Origin of the sequence: Actinomadura livida, assembly GCF_014648675.1 — a bacterium.
Taxonomy (GTDB): domain Bacteria; phylum Actinomycetota; class Actinomycetes; order Streptosporangiales; family Streptosporangiaceae; genus Spirillospora; species Spirillospora livida.
In genome coordinates, this window is sequence record NZ_BMRO01000003.1 from 631,759 (window position 1) to 657,220 (window position 25,462).

Consider the following 25,462-nt stretch of genomic DNA (forward strand, 5'->3'; position numbering starts at 1 on the left):
GTCCGACAATACGAGGCCCGCCACACCCGCCTAGGCGGCCGCTTCGAAGAGCATTCTCGCGGCGTCGCGGCAGCGTGCGAGGGCCGCGCGGACGTACCGCGGCGACGCACCGGCCATCCCGCACGCGGGCGTGACCACGACCTGCTCGGCCAGCCGCGCGGGCGGGAAGCCGAGCCGCCGCCACAGCTCCCGCACCGGTTCCGCGGTCGCCCGGAGGGACGGCAGAGCGGTGTCGGCGGCGGGGACCGCGCCGAGCAGGAGGCCCGTGCCGGTGTCGATCGTCTCGCCCACCGCGTCGTCGTCGCGCCGCGCCACGCGGGCCAGGTCGACCGAGATCGCCCGCGCGCCCGCGCCCCGCAGCAGGGCGAACGGGACGTTCCGCGCGCAGCAGTGCACGACCGGGTACGCGGCGCCGTCCGCGCAGACCGTGTCGATCACCGTCCGGAGCGTGTGCTCCGCGACCGGCTCCTCGATCGCCCGCAGCCGGGAGAAGCCGCTGGCGGTCGGGACCGTCCCGGCGAGGACCGCGGGCAGCGCCGGCTCGTCCAGCTGGAGGACGATCTCCGCGGCGGGCAGCCGGCGCCGGACGTCGGCGACGTGCGCGGCCACGCCCTCCGCGAGGGAGGCGGCGAGGTCGCGGACGGCGCCGGGGTCCTTGAGCGCCCGGTCGCCGTGCCGCAGCTCGATCGTGGCGGCCAGCGTCCACGGCCCGCAGACCTGGATCTTGAACGGCCCGTCGTGCGCCGCGGCGAGCTCCTCTAGGACGTCCAGATCCCGGGCGAGGTGGTCGCGGGAGCGGAGCGTGTCGCGCCCCGGGCGGTCGGCGAACCGCCACCCGGACGGCTCCAGGTGCACCGGCATCTCGACCAGCAGCCCGGCCGTCCGGCCCGTCATGTCGGCGCCAGGGCCCCGCGCGGGCAGTTCCGGCAGGTGCGGCAGCTCCGGCAGCTCGCCGAGGACGGTCCGCAGTGCCTCCGCCGGATCGTCACCGGGATACGACCCGATCCCGGTCGCCGTCCCGGCCTGCCACGGATAGCTCGTCGTCACACGTCGAACCCTACCGGCGCGGCGATCACAGCAGTTCGGCGAGCCGGTCCAGGTAGCGGAGCGTGTCGTCCTCGGGCAGGGTCTTCAGGTTGAACAGGACCTCGTCCACACCGGCGCCCCGCAGCTCCTCGACCGTGCCGGGGTCGCGCGGCACGCCGAAGAGCGTCACCGGGACGCGGCGGCCGGCCCGCTCCCGCAGCTCGGTGATCTGCGCCGCCAGCGCGTCGGTGTTGCGGCCGTAGATCGGCATCCAGCCGTCGCCGAACTCCACGACCCGGTCGAACGTCGTCGGCCCCGAGCCGCCGATCATGACGGGCGGGTGCGGGTCCTGGACGGGCTTGGGGTAGGAGAACACCGGGTCGAAGTCGACGAACTCGCCGTGGAACTCGGCCTCGTCCTTCGTCCACAGCTCCTTGATCGCCAGCACGCGTTCGCGGAGCAGCCGCATCCGGGTCGCCGGCTCGGTGCCGTGGTTGCGCATCTCCTCGCGGTTCCAGCCGGCGCCGACCCCGAACACGGCCCGCCCGCCGGAGACCAGGTCGAGCGAGGCGACCTCCTTCGCCAGCACGATCGGGTCGCGCTGGATCACCAGCGCGATGCCGGTGCCGACGCGCAGCCGCTCCGTCACGGCCGCGGCGGCGGTGAGCGCGACGAGCGGGTCGAGCGTCCGGTAGTAGTGCCGGGGCAGCTCCGCCCCGCCCGGCCACGGCGTCTCCCGCTTCACGGGGATGTGCGTGTGCTCGGCCAGATACAGCGACGCGAACCCGCGCTCCTCCAGTGCCCGCCCCAGTGCGGCGGGCGCGATCCCGTCATCGGTCACGAACGTCGAAACACCGAACTCCACGGCACGCCTCCCATGTATCGCCTACGCGACCATAAGCCCCGCGCGCCCGGCCTGATTCCCGGGCCCTCGGCTAAGCGGGCACGCGGGCCGTGTCGGTGATCGTCGCGGAGGCCAGGACGCGGTCGCCGTCGTACAGGACGGCGGCCTGGCCCGGCGCCACGCCGCGCGCCGGGGCGGCCAGCCGGACGCGCAGGCGGTCGCCGTCCGCCTCGGCCGTGCAGGGGTACACCTCGCCGTGCGCGCGGAGCTGCACCTCGCAGTCGAACGGGCCGCCGCGGACGTCGCTCAGCCACACCGGGCGCTCGCCGACGATCTCGGTGACGTCCAGCGACTCGCGCGGCCCGACGGTCACGGTGTTGGTGACCGGGGAGATGTCCAGGACGTAGCGGGGCCGCCCGTCGGGTGCCGGGGTGCCGATGCGGAGGCCCTTGCGCTGGCCGATCGTGTAGGCGTAGGCGCCCTCGTGCTCGCCGACCTCGTTGCCGTCGGTGTCGACGATCGGGCCGGGCGCCGCGCCGAGCCGCTCGGCCAGGAAGCCCCGGGTGTCGCCGTCGGCGATGAAGCAGATGTCGTGGCTGTCGGGCTTGTCGGCCACCTGCAGGCCGCGCCGCTCCGCCTCGCGCCGGATGTCGGCCTTGGACGTGTCGCCGAGCGGGAACAGGGCGTGGGCGAGCTGCTCGGGGGTGCACACGGCCAGCACGTACGACTGGTCCTTGCCGGCGTCGACGCCGCGCCGCAGGACGGGGGCCGGGCCCGCGGCGTCCAGCCGCGCGTAGTGGCCCGTGCAGACCGCGTCGAAGCCGAGCGCCATCGCGCGGTCCAGCAGCGCCGCGAACTTGATCTTCTCGTTGCAGCGAAGGCACGGGTTCGGGGTGCGGCCCGCCGCGTACTCGCTGACGAAGTCCTCCACCACGTCCCGGTGGAAGCGCTCGGCGAGATCCCACACGTAGAACGGGATGCCGATCACGTCGGCGGCGCGGCGCGCGTCTCTGGAGTCCTCCAGGGTGCAGCAGCCGCGCGCCCCCGTACGGTAGGACTGGGGGTTGCTGGACAGGGCCATGTGGACGCCGGTGACGTCGTGCCCGGCCTCGGCGGCGCGGGCGGCGGCCACGGCGGAGTCGACGCCGCCGGACATGGCGGCGAGTACGCGCAAAGTCATAGTCCTTCGAGCGTACGCGGCGTGGCCCGATCCCCTGACTGCATTTACGCGTACGATTGGGGCCGCTATGGGAATCTTCCGTCGTCCGCGCGAGGCGTCACCGGTGACACCGCCCGCGATCAGCGAGTTCTGGGAGTGGTGGGCACAGGCGCGCCCGACGATCGAGGCGTCGCTGGCCGCCGGGCCGGACCAGCCCGAGCCGGAGACGCCCGGCGAGGGCCTGTCCGCGGAGGCGATCGAGGAGCTGTCCCGCCGCGTCCACCGGATCCACTCCGCGCTGCAGTGGGAGATCGGCGGCGCCGAGGACCGCGCGCCCTCGCTCACCGTGACCGGCGGCGGCGCCCCCGAGCTGCGCGGGCTGACCGAGCGCTGGGCGCGGTCCGCGCCGTCCGGCGCGGCGGCCGGCGGATGGAGCTTCCACCCGGCGCGCCAGCCCGACCCGGAGATGCTCGCCCAGGACCTCGCCCTCGGCGACCACGAGTTCGACCTGGAGTACGTCCGGCTCGGCATGCGCGCCGACACCGACCGGGCCCGCGTGCACATCACCGCCTACCATCCCGACTTCCTGTTCGTGTCGGAGGAGCAGCAGCTCCAGGTCGCGCTGAACGTCCTGCACTGGGCCCTCGGCGAGGACGACGTCGCCCGCTGGATCGGCGAGGTGACCATCGCCACGGAGGCGCCGATCGACGCGCTGCCGCCGTCGATGCTGGCCGCGGTCGTCGAGCAGGTCGCCGAGCCGTTCGCCGAGCCCGCCTGGCTCACCGGCGAGGGCCGCACGCCGCGCGGGCACCCCGCCCGGCTCGGCGCCCGGTTCCCGCTGCACCGCCAGGACTACCCGCTCTGCGACCTGCACGTGGCGATCAGCGTCCCGTACGCGAACAGCAACCCCGACCGGCTGCCCGTCGAGCCGTCGTCGGGCGCGCTGCGCGCCTTCGAGAAGAAGCTCGCCAAGCTCGGCGACCGCGCCGTCCTCGCCGTCCACGAGACCGGCGACGGGCTCCGCGTCTTCCACCTCTACGCCGATCCCGACTCGGGGGTCATCTCCGAGCTGGACCAGCTCGCCGCCGCATGGCCGGAGGGCAAGGCCAAGGTCGCCTCCACCAGCGACCCCGGCTGGCGCGCCCTGGCTCCCTACCAGCCCTGAGCCCGCCGGGCCCCGCCGGCCCGGACGGGCGGCTCTACCAGCTCGGACCTGAGGCGTCGACCTTGCGCCAGCGCGCCTCGCAGAACGAGTAGAGGCCGAAGACGAGCAGGCCGGCGGCCACGGCGAGCAGGCCCCAGGTCCCGGCGGGGCTGCCGGCGAACTCGCGGAGCGTGCCGTCCAGGCCCTTGGCCTTGTCCGGCTGGAACGTGATGGCGGCGTAGCCGAGGAACACGCCGACACCCGCCCCGATGAGGCCGCGCGCGGTGTTGCCCGCGATCCCGAACGGCTGCACGAAGCGGCGCGCGGCCCGGCTCATCCGGCCGGTGTCCAGCTCCTCCAGGAACCCGCGGCGGACGGCGTTGACGATCACGACGCCGCCCCACACCAGGAACCCCGCCGCGACGGCCAGGACGAGCCACCGGCCGCCCGGCTCGCCCATCGCCCGCGCGGTGAACGTCTGGGACTGCTTGTCGCTCGACGTCCCCTGGTATCCGAACAGGAAGCCGAGCGTCACCGCGGCACCGCCCGCGTAGACGGCGCTGCGGGCCGCCGAACCCAGCCGCTCGTGGAACCTGTGGCCGTCCGGCACGGGACGCCCGTACAGGACCTCGGCGAGCTGCCATGCGGCGAGCGCGGCGAACCCGGCGGCCATGAGCCACAGGACGACCATCCCGCCGGGCCCGTCCGCGACCATCTGGAGGGCGCCCTTGCGCTCGGCCTCCTTGCCGCCGCCGGCACCGAACCCGATCCGGAGCGCCAGCCAGCCGATGAGCAGGTAGAGGAGCCCGCGGGCGACGAGCCCGACCCGGGACAGGTGGTGGAACCACGGGTGTCCGGCCGCCCTGCGGCCCGCCTGCTTCACTTCGCCTTCCGTCGCCATCGCGCTCCCTTTCCCTCACGGACGGCAAGGCTGTCCCCGTTAAAGGATCGGTCAAACGCCGGTCAGCCGAGGCCGGCGCGGCGGGCGCGCTCCACGACCGGGCCGATCGCGTCGGCGAGGGCCTTGACGTCGGCCTCGGTGGAGGTGTGGCCGAGGGTGAAGCGGAGGGAGCCGCGGGCGCGGTCCGCCCCGGTGCCCATCGCCATGAGCACGTGGCTGGGCTGGGAGACGCCCGCGGAGCAGGCCGAGCCCGTGGAGCAGGCGATGCCGCGGGCGTCCAGCAGCATGAGCAGGGCGTCGCCCTCGCAGCCGGGGAAGGAGAAGTGGGCGTTGCCGGGCAGCCGGTCGACCGGGTCGCCGTTCAGGATCGCGTCGGGCACGGCGGCGCGGACGGCCTCGATCAGGCGGTCGCGCAGCTCGGTGAGGCGCTGCGCCTCGGCCTCCCGCTGCGCGACCGTGGCCTGGACGGCGGCGGCGAACCCGGCGATCGCGGGCGCGTCGAGCGTCCCGGACCGGACGTCGCGCTCCTGGCCGCCGCCGTGCAGCAGCGGGACCGGATCGAGGAAGACGGGCTCTTTCGGCTTGGCCAGCAGCAGCGCGCCGACGCCGAGCGGGCCGCCCAGCTTGTGCCCGGTGAGGGTGAGCGCCTGCGCGCCGCTCGCGGCGAACCGGACGGGCAGCGTCCCGGCCGCCTGGACGGCGTCGATGTGCAGCGGAACGCCCCGCTCGCGCGCCGCGGCGGCCAGTTCGGCGACGGGCTGGACGGTGCCGACCTCGTTGTTGGCCCACATCACGGTCGCGAGCGCCACGTCGTCGCCGGAGCCCATCGCCTCCAGCAGCGCCTCGGGACGGACGCGCCCCCGCTCGTCCACCGGGATCCAGTCGACCCGCGCGCCCTCGTGGTCTTCGAGCCAGTGCACGGCGTCCATCACGGCATGGTGCTCGACCTCGCTGGCCAGCACGCGGTTCCGGGCGGGGTCGGCGGCGCGCCGGGCCCAGAAGATGCCCTTGACGGCGAGGTTGTCGGCCTCGGTGCCGCCGGAGGTGAACACGACCTCGCTCGGGCGGGCGCCGAACGCCTCGGCGATGATCTCGCGGGACTCCTCGACGACCCGGCGGGCGTGCCGGCCGACCGCGTGCAGCGAGGACGGGTTCCCGAGCTCGCGCAACCGGGCGGTCATCGACTCGATCGCCTCGGGCAGCATCGGGGTCGTCGCCGCATGGTCGAGGTAGGTCACCACGGGGTCAACAGTATCCGCGGCACTCGTGTTCCCCGCCGCTGCCCGGGGGGTTGCGGGCGTTTCCGCGGACCGGCGCGCGGCCCGGGGAATGGCGGCGGCGGGGCCGGCGTTGGGCTGTATACCGTCCAGACGGTACAGTACGAGGATCATGATGAAGAACGCCCTCCTGGACGCCGCCGAGGCCGTCCTCTCCGAGCAGGGGACGCAGGCGCTGACGCTCAACGCGGTCGCCGACCGCGCCGGCGTCAGCAAGGGAGGGCTGCTCTACCACTTCCCCACCAAGGACGCGCTCGTCCGGGCGATGGTGGCGCGGGTCATCGAGGAGTTCGACGACCTGATCGCGTCCTACCTCGCCTCCTACGGCGACGGCGTACCGGGCGCCTACACCCGGGCCTACGTCGAGGCCACGTTCGAGATCCTGACCGGTGAGGCCCGCTCCTACCGGCGCTGGTCGGCCATCACGGCCGCCGCGGCCGACCCGGAGCAGGCCGAGCCGCTGAGCGAGGCGATGCGGCGCTGGCACGGCCGCGATCCCGCGGAGGATCCCGACCCGGGCACCGCGGCGGTGGTCCGGCTGGCGGCCGAGGGGCTCTGGGAAGTGCTCAGCCATGATCCCGCGCTGTACGACGCGGACCAGCTCGAAGCCCTGAGGCAGCGGCTGCTGGGCCTGCTGGAGCGATGAGGCCCGGCGCGCACCGCGCCGGGAGAACCACCCGGATGTCCGGGCCGGATGGGCCTGGAACGTTCCATGATCTTCGTCACATCGTCCCGCGCGGGGTGCGCCCCGCGAACCGAGACGCCGAGCCGAGAAAGAGGTGAACCATGCTGTCCCGCGCCCGTACGGGGACGTTCCTGACCTTCGCGCTGGCGGGCCTGCTGATCGGAGTGTGGGTGGCGCGCCTGCCCGCGCTGGCCGCGAAGTTCGGGGCCGGCGAGGGCGAGGTCGGCATCGTCGTCCTCGCCTGGGGGCTCGGCGCGGTCGTGGCCATGCAGGCGCTGCGCGGGCTGATGTCCCGCGCCGGCAGCCGCGCCGTCCTGTGGGCCGCGCTGCCGCTGACCTCGCTGTCGTTCGCGGCCGTGGCGCTCGCGCCCGGCTACGGCCTGCTGCTCGGCGCCGTCGTGCTGTTCGGGATGGCGTTCGGCGTCACCGACATCGCGATGAACGCGCAGGGCAGCGTCGTCGAGCGGGCCTACCGCCGGCCCGTGATGAGCGGCATGCACGCCGGCTGGTGCGTCGGCGCGATGAGCGGCGGCGTGTTCGGCGTCGGCACGGCGGCGGCCGGGCTCGGGTTCACCGCGACCGTGCTGGCCGCCGCGCTGCTGGCGCTGCCCGCCGGCCTCGCGCTCGGCCGCACCTACCTGCCCGACCCGCCGCGCCCGGCCGCCGCGGCCGCCGGGACGGGACGCGGCGGGCGCCGCATGCCCGCCGCCGTGTACCTGATCGGCGTGCTCGGCTTCCTCGCGTTCATGACCGAGGGGTCGATCGCCGACTGGAGCGGCCTGTTCCTGCACGAGGAGATGGGCGCCGGCGAGGCGGTCGCGGCGGCCGGGTACCCGGTGTTCGAGCTGGCGATGCTGCTCGGCCGGCTCGTCGGCGACCGGGTCCGCACGCGCGTCGGCACCCGGCGGCTGCTGACCGGCGCGGGGCTCGGCACCGCGATCGGCATGACCGTCGTCGTGCTGTCCCCGGGCCCGGCCGTCGCGATCGCCGGGTTCTTCCTGACCGGGCTGGTGGTCTGCACGGTCGTCCCGACGGCGATCTCGCTGGCCGGCACCGCCGCCCCGGACCGTCCCGCCGCGGCCGTCGCGCAGGTCGGCGCGATGGGCTACGGCGGGCTCCTGCTCGGCCCGGTCGTGGTCGGCTTCCTGGCGGAGGCCACGTCGCTGCGGGTCGGCGTGGGGTCGGTCATCGTCCTGGCGCTGGTCATCGCCGCCGGGGCCCACTTCGTCCGGCTGGGCGCGGGCGCGGACGCCACCGCCCCGGCCACGCCCGCCGAGGCCCCCGCGGCGGCGGACCCGAACGACACCCAGCCTGAGCCCGTCCCGGCCTGATCCGCCTCCGGACGCGCGTGAGCCCCGGCGACACCGGTCGCCGGGGCTCACGCGTTCACGCGAGAATCACTTGCGCTTGTTGATCTCCTCGGTGAGCTGCGGCGCGACCTGGAACAGGTCGCCCACGACGCCGTAGTCGACGAGCTCGAAGATCGGCGCCTCGGGGTCCTTGTTGACGGCGACGATGGTCTTCGAGGTCTGCATGCCGGCCCGGTGCTGGATGGCGCCGGAGATGCCGACCGCGATGTACAGCTGCGGCGACACCGTCTTGCCGGTCTGCCCGACCTGGAACGAGTGCGGGTACCACCCGGCGTCGGTCGCGGCGCGGGACGCGCCGACCGCCGCGCCGAGCGAGTCGGCCAGCCCCTCGATGATCGAGAAGTTGTCGGCGCCGCCGACGCCGCGGCCGCCGGAGACCACGATCGCGGCCTCGGTCAGGTCCGGGCGCTCGCCCTTCTCCTGGACGACCTTCTCCACGATCCGGGCGCCCTTGTCGGCGTCCGACAGGGCGACCGAGACCTGCTCCTCCACCGGGCTGGCGGCGGACGCCTCCGGGGCCACCGAGTTCGGCCGCACCGCGATGACCGGCGTGCCGGTGCGCACCTTGGCGTGCGCGATGATCGCGCCACCGAAGATGGAGTGCTCGGCGACGAAGCCGTCGGTGACGTCCACGACGTCGGTGAGCACACCGGAGCCGGTCTTGACCGCGAGCCGGCCGGCGACCTCCTTGCCCTCCCCGGTCGCGGCGACGAGCACCGCGGCGGGGGACTTGTCCGCGACGAGCTGCGCGAGCAGCGCGGCCTTCGGGGCGACGACGTAGGAGGTGAGCTCCTCGTCGGCGGCCACGTAGACCTTCCCGGCGCCGTACTCGGCGAGCCGGTCCTTCGCGTTCTCATAGCCCGGGCCGACCCATACCGCGGCGGCCTCGCCGAGCCGGTTCGCCAGCGTCAGCAGTTCGAGCGTGACCTTCTTGACCTCACCGTCGACATGGTCGACGAGGACGAGAATCTCCGCCATTGTTCGTTAATCCCCTTCCCCGGTCAGACGAACTTCTTCGACGCGAGGAACTCGGCGATCCGCGCGCCGCCGTCGCCCTCGTCGGTGACGATCTCGCCCTTGGCGCGCGGGGGCGCCTCGGCGAAGTCGACCACCTCGGTGGCGGCGTTCGCCAGGCCCACCTGCGAGGCGTCGATGCCGGCGTCGCCCAGGCCGAGCGTCTCGACCGGCTTCTTCTTGGCCGCCATGATCCCCTTGAACGAGGGGTAGCGCGGCTCGTTGATCTTCTCGACGACGCTGACGACCGCGGGCAGGCTCGCCTCGACGCGGTCGAAGCCGTAGTCGGTCTGCCGCTGCGCCTTGATGGACGTGCCCTCGATCTCGACCTTGTTGGCGAGCGAGACCTGCGGGACGCCGAGCCGCTCGGCGAGCATCGCGGCGAGGACGCCGGTGCGCGCGTCGGTGGACTCCGAGCCGAGGATCACCAGGTCGAAGCCGGTGCGGCCGAGGGCCTGCTGGATGGCGTAGGACGTCTGCAGCGCGTCGGAGCCGGCGAGGCCGTCGTCGACGAGGTGCACGGCCTTGTCGGCGCCCATGGCCAGGGACTTGCGGATCGAGTCGGTCGCCTTGTCGGGGCCCATGGTCAGAACGGTCACCTCGCCGCCCTGGGCCTCCTTGATGCGCAGCGCCTCTTCGATCGCGTACTCATCGAGCTCGTTGATGACGCCGTCAGCCGCGGCGCGGTCGAGCGTGCTGTCATCGGACTTCAGCTTGCGCGGGCTCTCCGTATCGGGAACCTGCTTCACCAGGACGACGATGTTCATGGCCGGTGGCCGACCTCCCTGCACTCAGTTGGCCGCTTGGTGAGCGGCAGAGGGGCGCCGCCCCTGGGCGGGTCGACGCGGACGTGCGTTTTCGAAGTCACAGCCTGCCAAACACCCGAACGTGCTTCGGAGCCGGGTCCCTGATACGGCCGTGCACGGACTATGTTACTTGCCAGTAGCACACTGGCAAATTCCAGCTTGTGAGACCTTACCCACCTGGCCGCCGGGTTTGCCGGGTCGGCGGCGTTCCGGATCCGGCGTGACGCACTTCACGCCTCAGAACCTGTTGACGGCGGTCTGCAGCCGGTCCATGGCGCCCTCCACCGAGCCCTGCAGCCCGTACAGCGGGGAGAAGCTCGGCGTCAGCGCCAGCGCGCCGACCCCCGCGAGCAGGGCGAGCCCGCCGAGGACGGCGACCGCCGCCGCGAGGCGCCGGGGCCGCCGCACGACCGGCAGGAACATCCGCTCCAGCTGCCGCCGGGGAGCGCTGACGCCCGGCCCCGTCCACAGCACCGCGGCACCGGCCCCGGCCCCGAACGCGGCGGCGCTGAGCGAGTCGATCTCGCCGCCGAACGCCGACACCGCGACCAGCCCCAGCGGGACGGCGACCGTGGCCGCCGCCGCGTACGGGACGGTCAGCAGCGTCCGCCCGAGCGCCCGCGGCAGGCTCGGCTCCCACGCCGCCCTCAGCAGGGTCACGGCTCCGAGCGTCAGCAGGAGGCCCGCGATCGGCGCGATGACGGCCAGCGCGACCGCGATCACCACGGCCATCGCCGCGAGCAGCCGTGCCCAGCCGCGGGCGACGGCCGGGCCGCGTGCCCGGAGGGCCGTTGCAGGTTCCCGCTCGCCCGCGTGCGGGCCGGGGGCGGGAGCGGGCCGCGGGGAGAGCGGCTCGGCGGACGGCCGGGCGGACGGGACGGCGGGCAGGTCCAGCCGGGACAGCGCCTCCACCAGCGCGGCCGCCGTGGGCCGCGCGGCCGGATCGGGGGCGGCGGCCGCGGCGACCAGCGGGCGCAGGTCGGCGGGCAGTCCCTCGGTCTGGGTTCCCTCTGCGGACGTCCCGGTGGCCGCGAACGTCACGGCCGCGGCCCAGGCCCGGACGTCTCCGGCGGCAGCGGCATCCGCGTCGAGCCCGAAGTCGACGACGACGGGCGCGCCGTCCACCACCAGGATCGTCTCGGGGCCGAGCCGGCCGTGCGCGAGCCCGGTTGCGTGGATGGCGTCGAGCGCCTTGGCCAGCCCGAAGGCGAGGCGGCGCAGTTCGGCGCCCGCGACCGGGCCCTGCTCGGCGACCGTCTCCGCGAGCGGCCGCCCGGGGACGAAGCGGGCCACGACGTAGGGCTGCGGACCGGCGGGCTCGCCGTCCAGGACGTCCACCACGTAGGGGCTCAGGACCTGGCGCATCCGGGCGATGTCGGGCGCCGCGTCCGGCGGGAGCAGCCTGATCGCCACGTCGCGGCCGTCCGGCCCGGCGGCGCGGCGGACGGCGCCGGCCCCGCCGCCCGGCCGGGTCAGCAGCCGGTAGGCGCCGATCCGCTCCATCACAGGCCCGGGATTCCGGAGACGAGGTCGCGGACGTCGGCGCGCAGGCTCTCCAGGTCCTGGCTCATGCCGTCCAGCGGGGTCGTGTCGGGCGGCTGCTCCTGGGACAGCACGACCAGGACGCCCGCGAAGATCCCGAGGATCAGGGCGGCGGCCAGCGCGGCCTCGGCGCGCGGCAGGAGCGCGCCCCAGATCCGGGCGAGCTGCCGCCTGGGCGGGCCGCTGCCCGGTGCGAGGCACAGCAGCACGATCACCGCCATGGCGGAGTAGGCGATGGCCTTGGACGCGGTCATGCCGGAGTTGGCGAAGACGAGGACGCCGAGGAGGATCACCCCCGCCGTGAGGCTCAGGGACGTCCACAGCACGGTGGACATCAGCGCGCCCGGCAGGTGCAGCGGCGTCCGGAACGCGGCCGCGACCGCGTCGCCGGAGCGCGGGCCGCGCCGCGTCTGGCGTCCCTCCATGCCCTGGGCGGCCTTGTCCGCCATCCGCAGGACGAGCACGCCGCCGATGGTGACCAGCAGCGCGAGCAGCGGCACGATGTTCGCGAAGCCGAGCAGCGCCACCAGGACGATGAAGCTGAGCAGCCGGTACCAGCCGTAGGGCTTGCGGCGCTCCCGGTCGCGGTCCGCACCGCGCGCCTGGTCGGCGCGCCGCTGCGCGTCCTGCGTCCGCTGGTCGTAGGGGGCGCCCTGCTCGGGCCCGCGCTGCAGCGCTCCGGGCGGCGGCTGGTTCGGCGGCGGGCCGTACTGCGGCGGGTATCCGCCCTGGGCGTAGGGGTCGGCAGGCGGGTAGGCGCGGCCCTGGAACTGCTCCCCCGCCTTGAAGGGGGCGGGGCCGGGCGGCGGGACGGGCGGGGGCGCCGCGGGCGGCAGCTGCCCCACGAAGTCGCTGGGCTGCGCCGGTGCCGGCGCGGGCGTCGGCGCGACGGCCGGGATGGCGGTCGAGCCCGGCGTGGTGGACCGCGGCGCGTCGGCCGGCGGCGGGCCGGGGGCGGGCATGGAGAACTGCCGGGAGTGGTCGGGCGCGGGCTCCGCCGGGGACGCGGACGGCGACGGGTAGTGCTGGTCGATCCGCGTCTGGTCGGTGATCGTGGCCTCGATGTGGATCCGCCGCGTGAGCTGCACCAGGCTGATCGCGGTGGGGCGCTCGGCGGGGTTGCGCGCCATCGCCGAGCGCAGCACGGGCAGCAGCGCGTCGGGCACGCCGTCGAGGTCCGGCGCACCCTGCATGATCTTGTAGAAGATCGACTCGAACGTCCCGGAGCCGAACGGGGGGCGGCCCGTCGCGGCGTAGGCGAGCGTGCCCGCCCAGGCGTGCACGTCCGACGGCGGGCCCGCGTCCTCGCCCTCGATGATCTCGGGGGCCAGGTAGCCGGGCGTGCCGATCACCATCCCGGTGGCGGTCAGCCGGGTCGCGTCGGCGGCCTGCGCGATGCCGAAGTCGATCACGACGGGCTCGCTGTCGACGAGCATCACGTTGCCGGGCTTCAAATCGCGGTGGACGATCCCGGCGCCGTGGATCGCCGACAGCGCCGAGGCCAGCCCCACGGCGAGCCGCTGGAGCGCCGGCCCGTACACGGGCCCGGACTCCTCGACGACCTCCTCAAGGGTCTGGCCGGGGACGTACTGGGTCACGATGTAGGGTCGCTCGGCCGTCACGTCGGCGTCGAGGATCTCGGCGACGTGCGGGCTGTGCACCCGGCGCATCGAGTCGACCTCGCGGGCCAGCCTGCGGCGCGCCGTGGCGTCCCCCGCGACGGCGGGGCGCAGCACCTTGATGGCCACGTTGCGGCCTTCGGAGTCGGCGCCGAGGTGGACGACGCCCATGCCCCCTTCGCCGAGGGTGTCCAGCACGCGGTAGTGGCCGATTCGCTCCCCGGACGTGACGGCTCCCTTCATCGTTTCCGAAACCCTACTCTCGCCGATCCGGACGAGAAGATCTAATCGGCATCATGCGGCCGCCGTCCCGTCACCGGTGCCGCCGCCGTCCGCGAGCGCGCCCGCGAGCCTGCGGGCGGTCGGCCGGCGGGACGGGTCGCGCAGGAGGGCGGACCGCAGCAGCCCGGCCAGCCGCTCGGGGACGCCGTCGAGGTCGGCCTGGCCGCGCAGGATGCGGAAGCACACCCCGTGCAGCGACCCGCGGCCGAACGGCGGCCGCCCCGTCGCGGCGCAGGCGACCGTCGCCGCCCACGAGAACACGTCCGACGCGGTGGTGGCGCGCTCCCCCTCGATCAGCTCCGGGGCCAGGAAGGCGGGCGTCCCGACGACCATCCCGCGCCGGGTGATCTGCTCGGCGCCGGCCTCGTGCGCGATGCCGAAGTCGATCAGCGTCGGGCGGTCGCCCATCACGATCACGTTGCCGGGCGACACGTCCCGGTGCAGCACGCCCGCGTCGTGGACGTCGCCCAGTGCCAGCGCCAGCCGCCGCGCGAACCGGACGAGCCGGTCGGGCCGCAGCGGGCCGTACGCCGCGATCAGGTCGTTCAGCGGGCAGCCCGGCACGTACTGCATCGCCACGTGCGGGCGCGCGGCGCCGACCTCCCCGTCCAGGAGCCGGGCCACGTACTCGCTGCGGACCCGTGCCTGCGCCGACATCTCCCGGGCCAGGCGGAAGATCGCCTCCGGTTCCCCCGCCAGCTCCGGGAGCAGCTCCTTCACCGCGACCTCGCGGCCGCGGGGGTCCATGGCCAGGTGCACCACCGCGGTGCTCCCCCGGCCGATCTCGGCCAGCAACCGATACTCGCCCAGCCGCCGCTGCGTCCCCATATCCGGTTGGACGCCGAAACCACCGTCCGCGTTCCGGACAAAACGGACTGAACGGCGTTCGGGCAGGCTGGACGGTCAGCTCAGCCCGGGCGGGATCACTGCTTCCGGGCGGCTTGGCGGGCTCGGCGCTCCTCGCGGCGGGTCTCGAACTTCGTGGCGGAGGCGTCGAGTTGGTCCAGGAACTCGACGAGTTCCTCGCGGGCCTTCTCGCCGTCGCCGGAGAGGTCGGTGCGGTCGAAGACGTTCCACTTGCGCAGGACCGGGACGAGGACGTCGTCGTGGTGGAGGCGCAGGTCGTAGATGCCGGCGTTGGCGATGATGACGGACTTGCGCAGGAAGCCGTCGATGCTGTGGCCGGGCATGTGGAACGTGGTGACGACGTCGGTGATCGCCCGCATGGTCTCGTTCGGGGCGGCCTCCAGCGCGGCGGCCATCAGGTTCCGGTAGAAGATCATGTGGAGGTTCTCGTCGGCGGCGATGCGGGCCATCATCTGCTCGCAGACGGGGTCGCCCGACGCCCTGCCGGTGTTGCGGTGCGAGACGCGGGTGGCGAGTTCCTGGAAGGACACGTACGCCGTCCCGTGCAGGAACGAGTCGCCGTGGTCGGCCTCGTAGCCGGCCTCCATGTGGTGCATGCGGGCGCGCTCCAGCGCGACGGGGTCGACGGCGCGGGTGACGGTGAGGTAGTCGCGCAGGGCGATGCCGTGGCGGTTCTCCTCGGCGGTCCACCGGTTGACCCAGGTGCCCCAGGCGCCCTCGCGGCCGTAGACGGTGGCGATCGCGCGGTGGTAGCCGGGGAGGTTGTCCTCGGTGAGCAGGTTGACGATGAGCGACTCGCGCGCCTCGACGCTCAGCTTGGACTGCTCCAGCGACCACGGCTCGCCGTCGAGCGGGCCGTCGAAGTCGCGGCCCTCGGACCAGGGGACGTACTGGTGCGGGAACCATTCCTTGGCCATCGACAGGTGCCGGTTGAGCTCCGTCTCGACCACCGGTTCGAGGTCGTGCAGGAGGCCGGTCTGGAACTTGTCTTCGGGGGTCACGGACATGCGGTTCCTTCGCTGGACGATGTGTATTGCCGGACGGTGCCGCCGCGCCCGCGACACGAGGAGGGGCGGCCCGGCGGGCCATGCCCACCTACGTAAGGCCTAACCTACGTAAGCGTAGGTTTCGATGGTCGCCACTGAGCGTCACCCGCGTCAAGTAAGCCCCGTGACAATCCGCCCGCGGCGAGTTTTGTAGATCCGAGCAAAAGCGACGTGACCTGCGTCACCGCCGGGTCACCTCGTGTCGGCGGCCTGCTGCCACATGCGGTTCGCGGCGGCCCTGAGCAGCGGCCTGGGCACGAGCTTGAGGGCGGGGAACGCCGCCTTGTACTGCATGCCGGGGATGCACAGCGCGCGTCCGGCCGAGACGGCGTCCAGGCCCGCCCGCGCCACGTCGTCGCGGCGCAGCCACAGGAGGTTCGAGGGGACGTCGTCCTCCGTGCGCGTGAAACCGGGGCACAGCGCCGTCACGTGGACGCCCCTGGCGGCGACCTCGGAGTGCAGGCTCTCGGAGAAGGCCGCCACGTACGCCTTGGTCGCCCCGTACGTCGCGCTGCCGGGCGACGGGGCGAACCCCGCCATCGACGCGACGTTCAGCACCCCGCCCCGGCCGCGCTCGGTCATGCCCGGCAGGACGGCGTGGGTGAGCCGCACCAGCGCGTTCACGTTCAGCTCGACCTGCGCCAGATGGTCGTCCAGCGGCAGTTCCGCGAACGGCCCGAAGGCGCCGTAGCCCGCGTTGTTGACCAGCAACTCGACCGGGTCGGCCCGCAGCCGCGCCTCGACCTCGCCGCGCTGCGCGGGGTCGGTGAGGTCGGCCGCGACCACCTCCACGGCGACCCGGTACCGCTCGACGAGCTCGCGGGCCAGGCCGTCCAGCAGGTCGGCCCGGCGCGCCACGATCACCAGGTCGGTGCCGCGGCCGGCCAGGAGGCGGGCGAAGCTCTCGCCGATGCCGCTGGACGCGCCCGTGACGAGCGCGGTTCGGTACGCGTGTCGCATGGCGGCAGATGCTATCGGCCGATCTCGACGCCCCAGGCAGGCACGGCCAAAAACACACGTAACGTTTCATACCGCCGACGGCGCGCGGGCGGTCAGCGGCCGGTGAACCGGGCCTTGCCGGGGCCCTCCTCCATGAAGCTCTTCATGCCGTTCGCCTGGTCCTCGGTGGCGAACAGGGCGGCGAACTGGGTCCGCTCGATCTCCAGCCCGGTGTCGAGGTCGACCTCGAGCCCCGCGTCGATGGCCTGCTTGGCGGCGCGCAGCGCGATCGCGGGCCCGCCGACGAACGTCGCCGCCCACTCCCTGGCGGCCCGGTAGACGTCGGCGTCCGGGACGACCCGGTCCACCAGGCCGATCGCGAGGGCCTCGTCGGCCTTGACGTGCCGCCCGGAGAAGATCAGGTCCTTGGCCCTGGACGGGCCGATCAGCCGGGACAGCCGCTGCGTGCCGCCCGCGCCGGGGATGATGCCGAGCTGGATCTCCGGCTGCCCCACCTTCGCGCCCTCGCCCGCGACCCGGAAGTCGGCCGTCAGCGCCAGCTCCAGGCCGCCCCCGAGCGCGTACCCGGTGATCGCGGCGATGACGGGCTTCGGGATCCCGGCGAGCGCCTTGGCGAAGTCCTGCAGCAGCCGCGAGTGGCCCGCCGACATCTGCGCGTACGACATCGGCGCCATCTCCTTGATGTCGGCGCCCGCCGCGAACACCTTCTCCCCGCCGTACAGGACGACCGCGCCGACGGCCTCGTCCTGGGTGACCTCGCGGGCCGCGTCGATCAGCTCGCGCTGCATCTGGGCGTTCAGGGCGTTCATCTTCGGACGGTCCAGCCTGATCGTCGCGATCCCGTCCTCGACCTCGACCCGTACGAACTCGCCCACGGCGAACCTCCTGCTGCGTTTCGGCGGTGAACGGCTTCGAGCCTAACCAGCCGGTGTGCCGGGGTGACGGGCGGCACCGGAGTCGCGGCTGTCATGCGCCGGGACGTCAGAGGCCCCTGGTAGCTTCGGTGACCATGCTCGTCGCCCACGCCACCTGGCAGGGCGGTGCGCTGTGCCTCTGGGCCGAGCGCACCGGCCCGTACGAGCCCGGACCCGGCGTGCACCCGTTCGCCACCTGCGACTTCACCGGCACGTCGTACGAGCCGCTCGTCCGTGGCGCGTTCCGTGTCGAGCTGTCCCTGACGCTGCCGACCGTGTCACCGCCGGACGGGGGCGGCCATCCGCTGCCCTCCGCGGAGCTGCGGCCGGAGCCGGTGCGGGACGAGCCGGAGCTGCGTCCGTGGACGGTCCCGGCGCTCGTCCTGGAGCCGTTCGCCGCGATGGCACTGCTCCAGGCCGCGGAGGACGCGGCCGACGTCGTCCCCGGCAGCGACCTCCGGTTCCTGTGCCTGCTCGCGGACGAGGCCGTCCATCTCGCGGAGCGCGGCCACGTCCTGCCCGCGCTGCTGCGCGAGGACGGCGACCTGGTGGCCCGCTGGCGCCCGGTGATCGACGACCCGGCGCGGTTCCGGGCGCTGGCCCGCGCGATGCCCGCCGCGTGCCGCGCCGCCGACGGCGGCCGGCCCGCCGGTGAGGTGCTGCGCGAGGCCCTGTCGGGGCTGGCCGACACCGCCGTCCGGGGCGTGGTGCCGCATCCGCTGCTGGTGTCCCGCCGCAAGGTCCCGGACCGGCTGCCGCTCGCCGAACGCTGGGTGGCGGCGCTGACCGGCCCGTCGCCGCTGGTCGCCCGCGAGCCGCGCGACGACCCCGGCGACCTGATCGCCGAGCTGGACGCGTGGGCCGCCGCCGCGCGCCGCCCGTCCGGCCCCCTGCGGGTGTGCTTCCGCCTCGCCGAACCGGGCGCGGAGGAGTTCGGCGCGGAGGAGTTCGAGACGGAGGACGCGGCCGAACGGGACGGCGACTCCTGGCGGGTGGAGTTCGCCCTCCAGGGCACCGACGACCCCAGCCTGTACGTGCCCGCCGCGATGGTGTGGGCGGGCGAGGCGACCTCGGTCCCGGACGCGGAGGAGACGCTCCTCGCCGGCCTCGGCCGCGCGCTCCGCCTGTTCCCCGACATCGCGCCGGCCCTGGACGGCCCCGCACCCGGCGAACTCCTCCTCGACACCGCCGGCGCGTTCCGCTTCCTCCGCCGGGCCGCGCCGATGCTCGCCGCCGCCGGTTTCGGCGTCCTGCTCCCCCAGTGGGCGGGCAAGGCGAAGCTCGGCATGAGGCTCACCACCGGCACGGAGGATCCGGAGGCGTCGGCGGGCGCCGCCGGCCCGTCGGGCTTCGACCTCAAGGCGATGGTCGGCTTCCGCTGGGACCTCGCCATCGGCGACGACAGCATCGACGAGGCCGAACTGGAGGAACTGGCCCGGCTGAAGACGCCCCTCGTCCGGCTGCGCGGCCAGTGGGTAGAGCTGGACGAGCGGCAGCTGGAGGCGGCCCTCGACTTCCTCCGCCACCCCCGCCGCGGCCGGATGACCGCCGCCGAGGCGATCCGCGCGATCGTCCACGCGGGCGACGACGCCCTCCCCCTCACCGGGGTCGACGCCGCCGGCCCCCTCGGCGACCTCCTCTCCGGCGAGGCCGACCGCCGCCTCACCCCGATGCGCACGCCCGACGAGCTGGACGCCGACCTGCGCCCCTACCAGGAGCGGGGGCTCGCCTGGCTGACCTTCATGGACGGATTGGGGCTGGGCGCCCTACTTGCGGACGATATGGGCCTCGGGAAAACGATCTCCGTGCTGTCGCTGCTCGTCCACGAGCGGGAGGACGGGGCCCGTCCCGGCCCGACCTTGGCGATCCTGCCGATGTCGCTGGTGGGGAACTGGGAGCGGGAGGCGGCGCGGTTCGCGCCCAAGTTGCGGGTGTACGTCCATCATGGGACGGGTCGGTACCGCGGGGAGGAGCTCGGTGAAGCCGTCGCCGGGGCCGATCTCGTCCTGACGACCTACGGGACCGCGACGCGGGACGCGGAGACGCTCGCCGGGTTCGAGTGGGAGCGGGTGGTCTGCGACGAGGCGCAGGCGCTCAAGAACAGCGGGACGCGGCAGGCCAGGGCGGTGCGGAGCATCCCGGCGCGCACCCGGATCGCGCTGACCGGCACCCCGGTCGAGAACCACCTGACCGAGCTGTGGTCGATCATGGAGTTCGCCAACCCGGGGCTGCTCGGCCCGCGTGCCGAGTTCCGGCGGCGGTTCGCGATCCCGATCGAGCGGGAGGGCGACGAGCAGGCCGCGGCGGCGCTGAAGCGGGCGACGCAGCCGTTCGTCCTGCGCCGCCTCAAGACCGACAGGTCGATCATCTCGGACCTGCCGGACAAGCAGGAGATCAAGGTCTACTGCAACCTCACCACCGAGCAGGCGTCCCTCTACCGGGCGACCGTGGACGACATGCTCCAGCAGATCGCCGAGGCCGACGAGACGCAGCGGCGCGGGCTCGTGCTGGCGACGATGGCCAAGCTCAAGCAGGTGTGCAACCACCCGGCGCAGCTGCTCAAGGACGGCTCGCGCCTCCCCGGCCGCTCCGGCAAGCTCGAACGGCTGGAGGAGATCTGCGCGGAGGTCCTGGCGCAGGGCGAGAAGGCGCTCGTGTTCACCCAGTACGCCGAATTCGGCTCGATGCTCCAGCCCTACCTGGCGGCCCGGCTCGAACGGCCCGTGCTGTGGCTGCACGGCGGGACGTCCAAGCAGGCGCGGGACGACCTCGTCCAGCGGTTCCAGGGCGACGCCGAGCCCGCGGTCTTCCTGCTCTCCCTCAAGGCCGCCGGGACGGGCCTGACGCTGACCGCCGCCAACCACGTCGTGCACGTCGACCGCTGGTGGAACCCCGCCGTCGAGGACCAGGCCACCGACCGCGCGTTCCGCATCGGGCAGACCCGCAACGTCCAGGTCCGCAAGTTCATCTGCGTCGGGACGATGGAGGAGCGCGTCGACGAGATGATCGAGCGCAAGAAGGCCCTCGCCGAGTCGATCGTCGGCACCGGCGAGGAGTGGCTCACCGAGCTGTCGGTCGCGGAGCTGCGCGACGTCCTGCGGCTGTCCCCCGAGGCGGTGAGCGACTAGTGGGCGAGGTCATCAGGGCCCGCAACCGGCGCGGCTCCATCGGCGCGCAGTGGTGGTCGCGCCGGTTCATCGACCTGCTCGAGTCGTTCGCCGACACCGGGCGGCTGTCCCGCGGCCGGACGTACGCGCGCAAGGGCCGGGTGTTCGACCTGAGGGTCGCGCCGCACGAGGTGACGGCGAAGGTGCAGGGATCGGCCCCCGAGCCGTACGAGGTGGCGCTCGGCATCGACGCGATCGGCGAGGCCGACTGGCGGGCCGTCGAGAAGGAGCTGGCGTCGCGCGCGGTGTTCCGCGCCCGCCTGCTGGCCGGCGAGATGCCGCCGGAGATCGAGTGGGTCTTCGCCGAACTCGGCCTCGCCCTCTTCCCCGGGGCGGCGTCCGACCTGCACCTCATGTGCGACTGCCCCGACTGGGGCGATCCGTGCAAGCACGCGGCGGCCGTCCTGTACCTGCTGGCCGAGGCGTTCGACGACGACCCGTTCCTCGTCCTGCAGTGGAACGGCCGGGGCCGGGAGCAGCTCCTCGCGGCGCTGCGGCGCGGCACCGAGACCGAGCCCGACCCCCTCGACCTGGAGGACGAGCCGCTCACGGCCGCCGGGTTCTGGGCGCCGCCGTCCGGCCTGGCCCGGCTCCGCGAGCGCCCGGCCGCGCCTCCCGTCCCGCCGGGGTTCGTGCTCCAGCTGGCCCCTCCCCCGCCGGTCAAGATCCGCCGCCGCGCGCTGACCGACGTCCTCGCCCCGGTCTACGAGGCCCTCGCCGACCAGGACGGCGGCGACCTGCCCGGCTGAGCGCGGTCCGGCCGTTGCCCCGGCTTACCAAGCCACCGGACTTGCATGTCTGCGATTAGATGTAGTAGTTCTACTACAAGCCGTTGTATGAATAGTTCGGAAGATCGCAGTTCACTTACCGGCAGGAGGTGCCGTGGACGAGACTCCGATGCGACGCGATGCTCGCGGACCCGCGGCCGCGGCGCGTAGAGCGCGCCCTGGCCGCCGGCCGCGAAGGCGATGCCGGTGAAGGCGGGAAGCAAGGCCGGCAAGGAGAAGGCCGACAAGGAGAACGTTCACAACCGGATCGCGGTGCTGAGGGCCGAGCGGGGCGTCTCGCGCCGCGAGCTGGCGACGGCGCTGGGGGTCCACTACCAGACGATCGGCTACCTGGAGCGGGGCGAGTACAGCCCGAGCCTGCATCTCGCGCTGCGCATCGCCGGGTTCTTCGAGGTGCCGGTCGAGGTCGTGTTCTCGCTGGAGCCGTTCCCCCGGCTGGGGAGCACGTGATGGGAAGCCGAGACGGGAGGGCGCACGGGATGAGGACACGCTGGACGGAAGCCCAGAAGGAGGCCACGGAGAAGGACGTCCTGCCCTCCTGGCACGCGACACGGAAACGCCGGCGCGTGCTCGCCGGAGCGGGAGGGGCGGCCATCGCCATGGTGTGGTCCGGGACGGTCGTCTCGTGGAACCTCGCCCCGAGCGACACCGCGATGTACTGGACGATCAGCCTGCTCGTCCTCGCGGTGCTGATCGCGTTGCCGGTGATCACCGTGCTGAACGCCGCCACCCGGGGGACGGTGTCGCTGGCGGAGCGGGACCTCGACGAGCGGCAGGTCGCCGAGCGGCTCCGCGCCCACGCGGTCGCGCACCGGGCGATGCTGGTGCTGCTCGCCGTGGTCGTCGTCGCGGTCCTCGGCGTCCCAGGCGACCGCGGCACGTTCATCCCCATGGCGGCGATCGTCATGGGGGTGGTGTCACTGTTCCTCACGCACCTGCTGATGCCGGTGCTCGTCGCCGGGTGGCGGCAGCCCGACCCGCCGCCCGACGACGAGGAGACCGCCTAGCGGAGGTCGCCGTTGGTCATGCCCTGCGGGGCGGGCGGCAGGGCCACGAGGCCCATCTCCGCCCGTCCGGACAGCAGCGGATGGCTCGGCACCACGCGGACGCTGTACCCGAACGCGCCGCTGCGCTCCAGCGGGACCTCCCCGACGTAGCGGACCCGGCCGTCATCGGCCGGCTCGGCATTCCGCAGCTCCAGATGGGCCGGGCCGACCAGCGCGTCGGAGTCGTCCACCCGGCCGTAGACGGCCTCCACGGCGACGTCGTCCGGGTCGAGGCCGCCGAGGTCGACGACGACGCGCACCGCCAGCCGCGCACCGACCTGCGGGCTCTCCTCCCCGCTGGACTCCACGTGCTCGACGGCGACGCGCGGCCACGCCTCCCGGACCCGCCTCTTCCACGCCGCGAGCGCCCGCGCGCCCGCGAACTTGTCGGCGACCATGGCGCGCTCGGACGCCGCCGCCGGGGCGTACAGCTCCTCGACGTAGTCGCGCAGCATCCGGGTCGCCAGCACCTTCGGGCCGAGGGTGGCGATGGTGTGCTTGACCATCTCCAGCCAGCGGCGCGGCAGCCCGGCCGAGTCCCGGTCGTAGAACGTGACCGAGACGTGGTCCTCGATCAGCTCGTACAGCGCGGCGGCCTCCAGCTCGTCCCGCCGGTCGGGCGCGGCGAGGCCGTCGGCGGACGGGATCGCCCAGCCGTTCTGGCCGTCGTACCACTCGTCCCACCAGCCGTCCCGGATCGACAGGTTCAGCCCGCCGTTCAGCGCGGCCTTCATCCCGGACGTGCCGCACGCCTCCAGCGGGCGCAGCGGGTTGTTCATCCACACGTCGCAGCCCTGCACCATGAGCTGCCCGAGCGCCATGTCGTAGTCGGGCAGGAACACGATCCGGTGCCGGACGTCCTCGGACCCGGCGAACCGGACGATCTCCTGGATGAGCCGCTTGCCGCCCTCGTCGGCCGGGTGCGCCTTCCCGGCGATGACGATCTGCACGGGGCGGTCCGGGTCGAGGAGGATGGAGCGGAGCCGGTCCGGGTCGCTCATCATCAGCGTCAGCCGCTTGTAGGACGGGACGCGCCGCGCGAACCCGATCGTCAGCACGTCCGGGTCGAGGGCGTCGTCGATCCACGAGGTCTCGGCCTCGCTCGCGCCGCGCTGCCGCCACGACTCGCGCAGCCGGCGCCGCGCGTCCGCGACGAGCCGGCGCCGCAGCAGCCCCCGCATCCGCCAGATCTCGGCCTCGGAGACGTTCCGCACGCCCTCCCAGCCGCGGCCGCTCTCCATCACCGAGGGCAGCTCCCGGGCGGTGAACTCCAGCACCTCGCGGGCGACCCACGTCCCGGCGTGCACGCCGTTGGTGATCGAGCCGACGGGGACCTCGGCGGTGTCGAACCCGCCCCACAGGCCGCCGAACATCTCCCGGCTGACCTGCCCGTGCAGCCTGCTGACGCCGTTGACGCGCTGCGCCAGCCGCATCCCCATCACGGCCATGTTGAACACCGTGCGGTCGCCGCCGGGGTAGTCCTCGGCGCCGAGGGCGAGGACCCGCTCGACGGGGACCTGCTCGGTCTCGTTCCCGCCGCCGAAGTACCGGCTGATCAGCTCGCGCGGGAACCGGTCGATGCCGGCGGGGACGGGCGTGTGCGTGGTGAACACCGTGCCCGCACGGGCCGCCTCCAGGGCCTCGTCGAACGTCAGGCCGTCCTCCGACACCAGCTCGCGGATGCGCTCCAGGCCGAGGAACCCGGCGTGCCCCTCGTTGGTGTGGAACACCTCGGGCGCGGGGTGCCCGGTGATGCGGCAGTACGCGCGGATGGCCCGCACGCCGCCGATGCCGAGCAGCATCTCCTGCAGGAGCCGGTGGTCGCCGCCGCCCCCGTACAGCCGGTCGGTGATGTCGCGCGCCGGCTGCTCGTTCTCCTCGACGTCGGAGTCGAGGAGGAGCTGCGGGACGCGGCCGACCTGCGCGACCCACACCTGCGCCTGCAGTCCGCGGCCGTGGGGCCCGCCCACATGGCCGCGGCCCGCGGGGAGGCCGATGGTGATGCGGACCGGTGTCCCGTCCCGCTCGCGGAGCAGGGTGAGCGGCAGCCCGTTCGGGTCGATCGGCGGGTAGCGCTCCAGCTGCCAGCCGTCCGGCGACAGCGACTGCGAGAAGTACCCGTGCCGGTACAGCAGCCCCACCCCGAGGATCGGGACGCCGAGGTCGCTCGCCGTCTTCAGGTGGTCGCCCGCGAGGATGCCGAGCCCGCCGGAGTACTGCGGCAGCGCGGCGGTGATGCCGTACTCGGGCGAGAAGTAGGCGATGCAGGACGGAGCGTCCGCGTCCGCGCGCGACTGGTACCAGCGCGGGGCCGTCAGGTATTCGCGCAGGTCCTCGGCGGTGTCCTGCAGGCGCCGCAGGAAGCGCCGGTCCTCCGCGAGCCGCTCCAGCCGCTCCGGCGCGACCTCGCCGAGCAGCCTGACCGGGTCGTGGTGGACGGCCTGCCACAGCGCCGGGTCCACGGCGCGGAACAGGTCGAGCGTCTCGTGGTGCCAGGACCAGCGCAGGTTCAGGACGAGCTCCTCGAGCTGCCGGAGCGGCTCGGGAAGGACGGTGCGAACCGTGAAACGTCGGATTGCCTTCACACAACGTCACGCTATGCGCTGCGTCCCGATGGTGCGACAGCCGGGAAGGGAAGGCCCCCCGAACCGACCGTCTCCAGAGACGCTCTTGAACTCCGGAATGCCCCGGGCCGCAAAGGCTTTCCGTACAGGCTGAGCTCGCGGATCACACGTCCCGGTCGGCCCTCACCCATGGTGTCCGGGGGGCCGCGCAAAGTTATCGGAAACTACAGGACGGTAGGCGCCTGATCGCGGGCATGGGACGTTTTGGAAATTCCGCGCGGGTAGAGGTGGGCCTATGCACGTCGAGTCCGGAACGTCCAGCGCTCCCGGCATTCCGAAACTTGGGCGCATCCCCATCCTCGATGTGGCGCCGGTGGTGGGTTGTGGCAGGTGGCCTGCCAAGGCGGTGGTGGGTGAGACGGTCGAGGTGTCGGCGACGGT

At 73.8% G+C, this 25,462-nt stretch carries 22 protein-coding genes; 8 read left to right on the plus strand and 14 right to left on the minus strand.

What is annotated here, in order from left to right; all coding sequences use genetic code 11:
- Positions 1-30: 30 nt before the first annotated feature.
- From IEZ03_RS09665 to mnmA, 3 genes are all read right to left on the minus strand, one after another.
- Entirely contained in the window at positions 31-1,047 is a 1,017-nt protein-coding gene (locus tag IEZ03_RS09665; protein ID WP_184887174.1) for a methionine synthase, read from the minus strand.
- A gap of 25 nt (positions 1,048-1,072) precedes the next feature.
- On the minus strand, positions 1,073-1,891 hold the full coding sequence (locus IEZ03_RS09670) for an LLM class F420-dependent oxidoreductase (protein ID WP_184887176.1): 819 nt from the start codon (positions 1,889-1,891) through the stop codon (positions 1,073-1,075).
- 70 nt (positions 1,892-1,961) lie between these two features.
- The gene (gene mnmA / locus IEZ03_RS09675) at positions 1,962-3,050 is read right to left on the minus strand and encodes a tRNA 2-thiouridine(34) synthase MnmA (RefSeq protein WP_184887178.1); all 1,089 of its coding nucleotides are present in this window, start codon (positions 3,048-3,050) and stop codon (positions 1,962-1,964) included.
- A gap of 103 nt (positions 3,051-3,153) precedes the next feature.
- Here mnmA and IEZ03_RS09680 point away from each other — a divergent pair, with 103 nt between their 5' ends.
- Complete coding sequence (locus tag IEZ03_RS09680; protein ID WP_229808166.1) at positions 3,154-4,194, plus strand: DUF695 domain-containing protein; 1,041 nt, start codon at positions 3,154-3,156, stop codon at positions 4,192-4,194.
- A gap of 34 nt (positions 4,195-4,228) precedes the next feature.
- On the opposite strand, the gene IEZ03_RS09685 is transcribed toward IEZ03_RS09680, so the two are convergent.
- Together IEZ03_RS09685 and IEZ03_RS09690 are read right to left on the minus strand one after the other, a co-directional pair.
- Positions 4,229-5,074 (minus strand): DUF1206 domain-containing protein, encoded by an 846-nt coding sequence (locus tag IEZ03_RS09685; protein ID WP_184887182.1) that lies wholly within the window; start codon positions 5,072-5,074, stop codon positions 4,229-4,231.
- A gap of 62 nt (positions 5,075-5,136) precedes the next feature.
- Entirely contained in the window at positions 5,137-6,312 is a 1,176-nt protein-coding gene (locus IEZ03_RS09690; protein WP_184890819.1) for a cysteine desulfurase family protein, read from the minus strand.
- A gap of 151 nt (positions 6,313-6,463) precedes the next feature.
- On the opposite strand from IEZ03_RS09690, the gene IEZ03_RS09695 reads away from it, so the two are divergent.
- Positions 6,464-6,997 carry a TetR/AcrR family transcriptional regulator gene (locus tag IEZ03_RS09695; protein WP_184887184.1) on the plus strand — a complete coding sequence of 178 codons (534 nt, stop codon included), beginning with the start codon at positions 6,464-6,466 and terminating at the stop codon, positions 6,995-6,997.
- A gap of 140 nt (positions 6,998-7,137) precedes the next feature.
- Positions 7,138-8,367, plus strand: coding sequence for an MFS transporter (locus tag IEZ03_RS09700; protein WP_184887185.1), 1,230 nt, complete (start codon positions 7,138-7,140; stop codon positions 8,365-8,367).
- A 66-nt stretch (positions 8,368-8,433) separates the two neighbouring features.
- Here IEZ03_RS09700 and IEZ03_RS09705 read toward each other — a convergent pair whose 3' ends face one another.
- From IEZ03_RS09705 to IEZ03_RS09740, 8 genes are all read right to left on the minus strand, one after another.
- On the minus strand, positions 8,434-9,384 hold the full coding sequence (locus IEZ03_RS09705) for an electron transfer flavoprotein subunit alpha/FixB family protein (RefSeq protein ID WP_184887187.1): 951 nt from the start codon (positions 9,382-9,384) through the stop codon (positions 8,434-8,436).
- A 23-nt stretch (positions 9,385-9,407) separates the two neighbouring features.
- On the minus strand, positions 9,408-10,187 hold the full coding sequence (locus IEZ03_RS09710) for an electron transfer flavoprotein subunit beta/FixA family protein (RefSeq protein WP_131988845.1): 780 nt from the start codon (positions 10,185-10,187) through the stop codon (positions 9,408-9,410).
- Positions 10,188-10,463: 276 nt separating this feature from the next.
- Positions 10,464-11,729, minus strand: a complete 1,266-nt coding sequence (locus IEZ03_RS09715; RefSeq protein WP_184887188.1) for a protein kinase family protein — start codon at positions 11,727-11,729, stop codon at positions 10,464-10,466.
- Positions 11,729-13,630 (minus strand): serine/threonine-protein kinase, encoded by a 1,902-nt coding sequence (locus IEZ03_RS09720; protein ID WP_184887190.1) that lies wholly within the window; start codon positions 13,628-13,630, stop codon positions 11,729-11,731. The genes IEZ03_RS09715 and IEZ03_RS09720 overlap by 1 nt, the downstream gene beginning before the upstream one ends.
- A 51-nt stretch (positions 13,631-13,681) precedes the next feature.
- Positions 13,682-14,497, minus strand: coding sequence for a serine/threonine-protein kinase (locus tag IEZ03_RS09725; protein WP_184887192.1), 816 nt, complete (start codon positions 14,495-14,497; stop codon positions 13,682-13,684).
- 95 nt (positions 14,498-14,592) lie between these two features.
- A complete protein-coding gene (locus IEZ03_RS09730) occupies positions 14,593-15,543 on the minus strand; it encodes an acyl-ACP desaturase (RefSeq protein WP_184887194.1) in 951 nt (316 codons plus the stop codon).
- 231 nt (positions 15,544-15,774) lie between these two features.
- The gene (locus IEZ03_RS09735; RefSeq protein ID WP_184887196.1) at positions 15,775-16,542 is read right to left on the minus strand and encodes an SDR family NAD(P)-dependent oxidoreductase; all 768 of its coding nucleotides are present in this window, start codon (positions 16,540-16,542) and stop codon (positions 15,775-15,777) included.
- Between the two features lie 92 nt (positions 16,543-16,634).
- The gene (locus IEZ03_RS09740) at positions 16,635-17,417 is read right to left on the minus strand and encodes an enoyl-CoA hydratase/isomerase family protein (protein WP_184887198.1); all 783 of its coding nucleotides are present in this window, start codon (positions 17,415-17,417) and stop codon (positions 16,635-16,637) included.
- Between the two features lie 134 nt (positions 17,418-17,551).
- Here IEZ03_RS09740 and IEZ03_RS09745 point away from each other — a divergent pair, with 134 nt between their 5' ends.
- The 4 genes from IEZ03_RS09745 to IEZ03_RS09760 all read left to right on the plus strand — a co-directional run bounded on the left by IEZ03_RS09745 (position 17,552) and on the right by IEZ03_RS09760 (position 22,418).
- The gene (locus tag IEZ03_RS09745; RefSeq protein ID WP_184887200.1) at positions 17,552-20,584 is read left to right on the plus strand and encodes a DEAD/DEAH box helicase; all 3,033 of its coding nucleotides are present in this window, start codon (positions 17,552-17,554) and stop codon (positions 20,582-20,584) included.
- Positions 20,584-21,372: an SWIM zinc finger family protein gene (locus tag IEZ03_RS09750; RefSeq protein ID WP_229808167.1), complete on the plus strand. Its 789-nt coding sequence runs from the start codon at positions 20,584-20,586 to the stop codon at positions 21,370-21,372. Before IEZ03_RS09745 ends, IEZ03_RS09750 begins: the two co-directional genes overlap by 1 nt.
- Positions 21,373-21,597: 225 nt before the next feature.
- On the plus strand, positions 21,598-21,861 hold the full coding sequence (locus tag IEZ03_RS09755; protein ID WP_229808168.1) for a helix-turn-helix transcriptional regulator: 264 nt from the start codon (positions 21,598-21,600) through the stop codon (positions 21,859-21,861).
- Between the two features lie 29 nt (positions 21,862-21,890).
- Entirely contained in the window at positions 21,891-22,418 is a 528-nt protein-coding gene (locus tag IEZ03_RS09760; RefSeq protein WP_184887204.1) for a hypothetical protein, read from the plus strand.
- Here IEZ03_RS09760 and glgP read toward each other — a convergent pair.
- Positions 22,415-25,042 (minus strand): alpha-glucan family phosphorylase, encoded by a 2,628-nt coding sequence (gene glgP / locus IEZ03_RS09765; protein ID WP_184887206.1) that lies wholly within the window; start codon positions 25,040-25,042, stop codon positions 22,415-22,417. The genes IEZ03_RS09760 and glgP overlap by 4 nt on opposite strands.
- A gap of 274 nt (positions 25,043-25,316) precedes the next feature.
- Between glgP and IEZ03_RS38810 the strand changes: the two genes are divergently transcribed.
- The coding region (locus IEZ03_RS38810) for a maltotransferase domain-containing protein (RefSeq protein ID WP_189241177.1) at positions 25,317-25,462 on the plus strand (146 nt) is incomplete at its 3' end.

Bases quoted from the DNA above. Each gene is read 5' to 3' on its own strand.
- IEZ03_RS09700 (WP_184887185.1), top strand. From the start codon at position 7,138: ATGCTGTCCCGCGCCCGTACGGGGACGTTCCTGACCTTCGCGCTGGCG.
- IEZ03_RS09685 (WP_184887182.1), bottom strand. From the start codon at position 5,074: ATGGCGACGGAAGGCGAAGTGAAGCAGGCGGGCCGCAGGGCGGCCGGA.
- IEZ03_RS09730 (WP_184887194.1), bottom strand. From the start codon at position 15,543: ATGTCCGTGACCCCCGAAGACAAGTTCCAGACCGGCCTCCTGCACGAC.
- IEZ03_RS09710 (WP_131988845.1), bottom strand. From the start codon at position 10,187: ATGAACATCGTCGTCCTGGTGAAGCAGGTTCCCGATACGGAGAGCCCG.
- IEZ03_RS09720 (WP_184887190.1), bottom strand. From the start codon at position 13,630: ATGAAGGGAGCCGTCACGTCCGGGGAGCGAATCGGCCACTACCGCGTG.
- mnmA (WP_184887178.1), bottom strand. From the start codon at position 3,050: ATGACTTTGCGCGTACTCGCCGCCATGTCCGGCGGCGTCGACTCCGCC.
- IEZ03_RS09760 (WP_184887204.1), top strand. From the start codon at position 21,891: ATGAGGACACGCTGGACGGAAGCCCAGAAGGAGGCCACGGAGAAGGAC.
- IEZ03_RS09705 (WP_184887187.1), bottom strand. From the start codon at position 9,384: ATGGCGGAGATTCTCGTCCTCGTCGACCATGTCGACGGTGAGGTCAAG.
- IEZ03_RS09735 (WP_184887196.1), bottom strand. From the start codon at position 16,542: ATGCGACACGCGTACCGAACCGCGCTCGTCACGGGCGCGTCCAGCGGC.
- IEZ03_RS09695 (WP_184887184.1), top strand. From the start codon at position 6,464: ATGATGAAGAACGCCCTCCTGGACGCCGCCGAGGCCGTCCTCTCCGAG.
- IEZ03_RS09725 (WP_184887192.1), bottom strand. From the start codon at position 14,497: ATGGGGACGCAGCGGCGGCTGGGCGAGTATCGGTTGCTGGCCGAGATC.
- IEZ03_RS09715 (WP_184887188.1), bottom strand. From the start codon at position 11,729: ATGGAGCGGATCGGCGCCTACCGGCTGCTGACCCGGCCGGGCGGCGGG.
- IEZ03_RS09745 (WP_184887200.1), top strand. From the start codon at position 17,552: ATGCTCGTCGCCCACGCCACCTGGCAGGGCGGTGCGCTGTGCCTCTGG.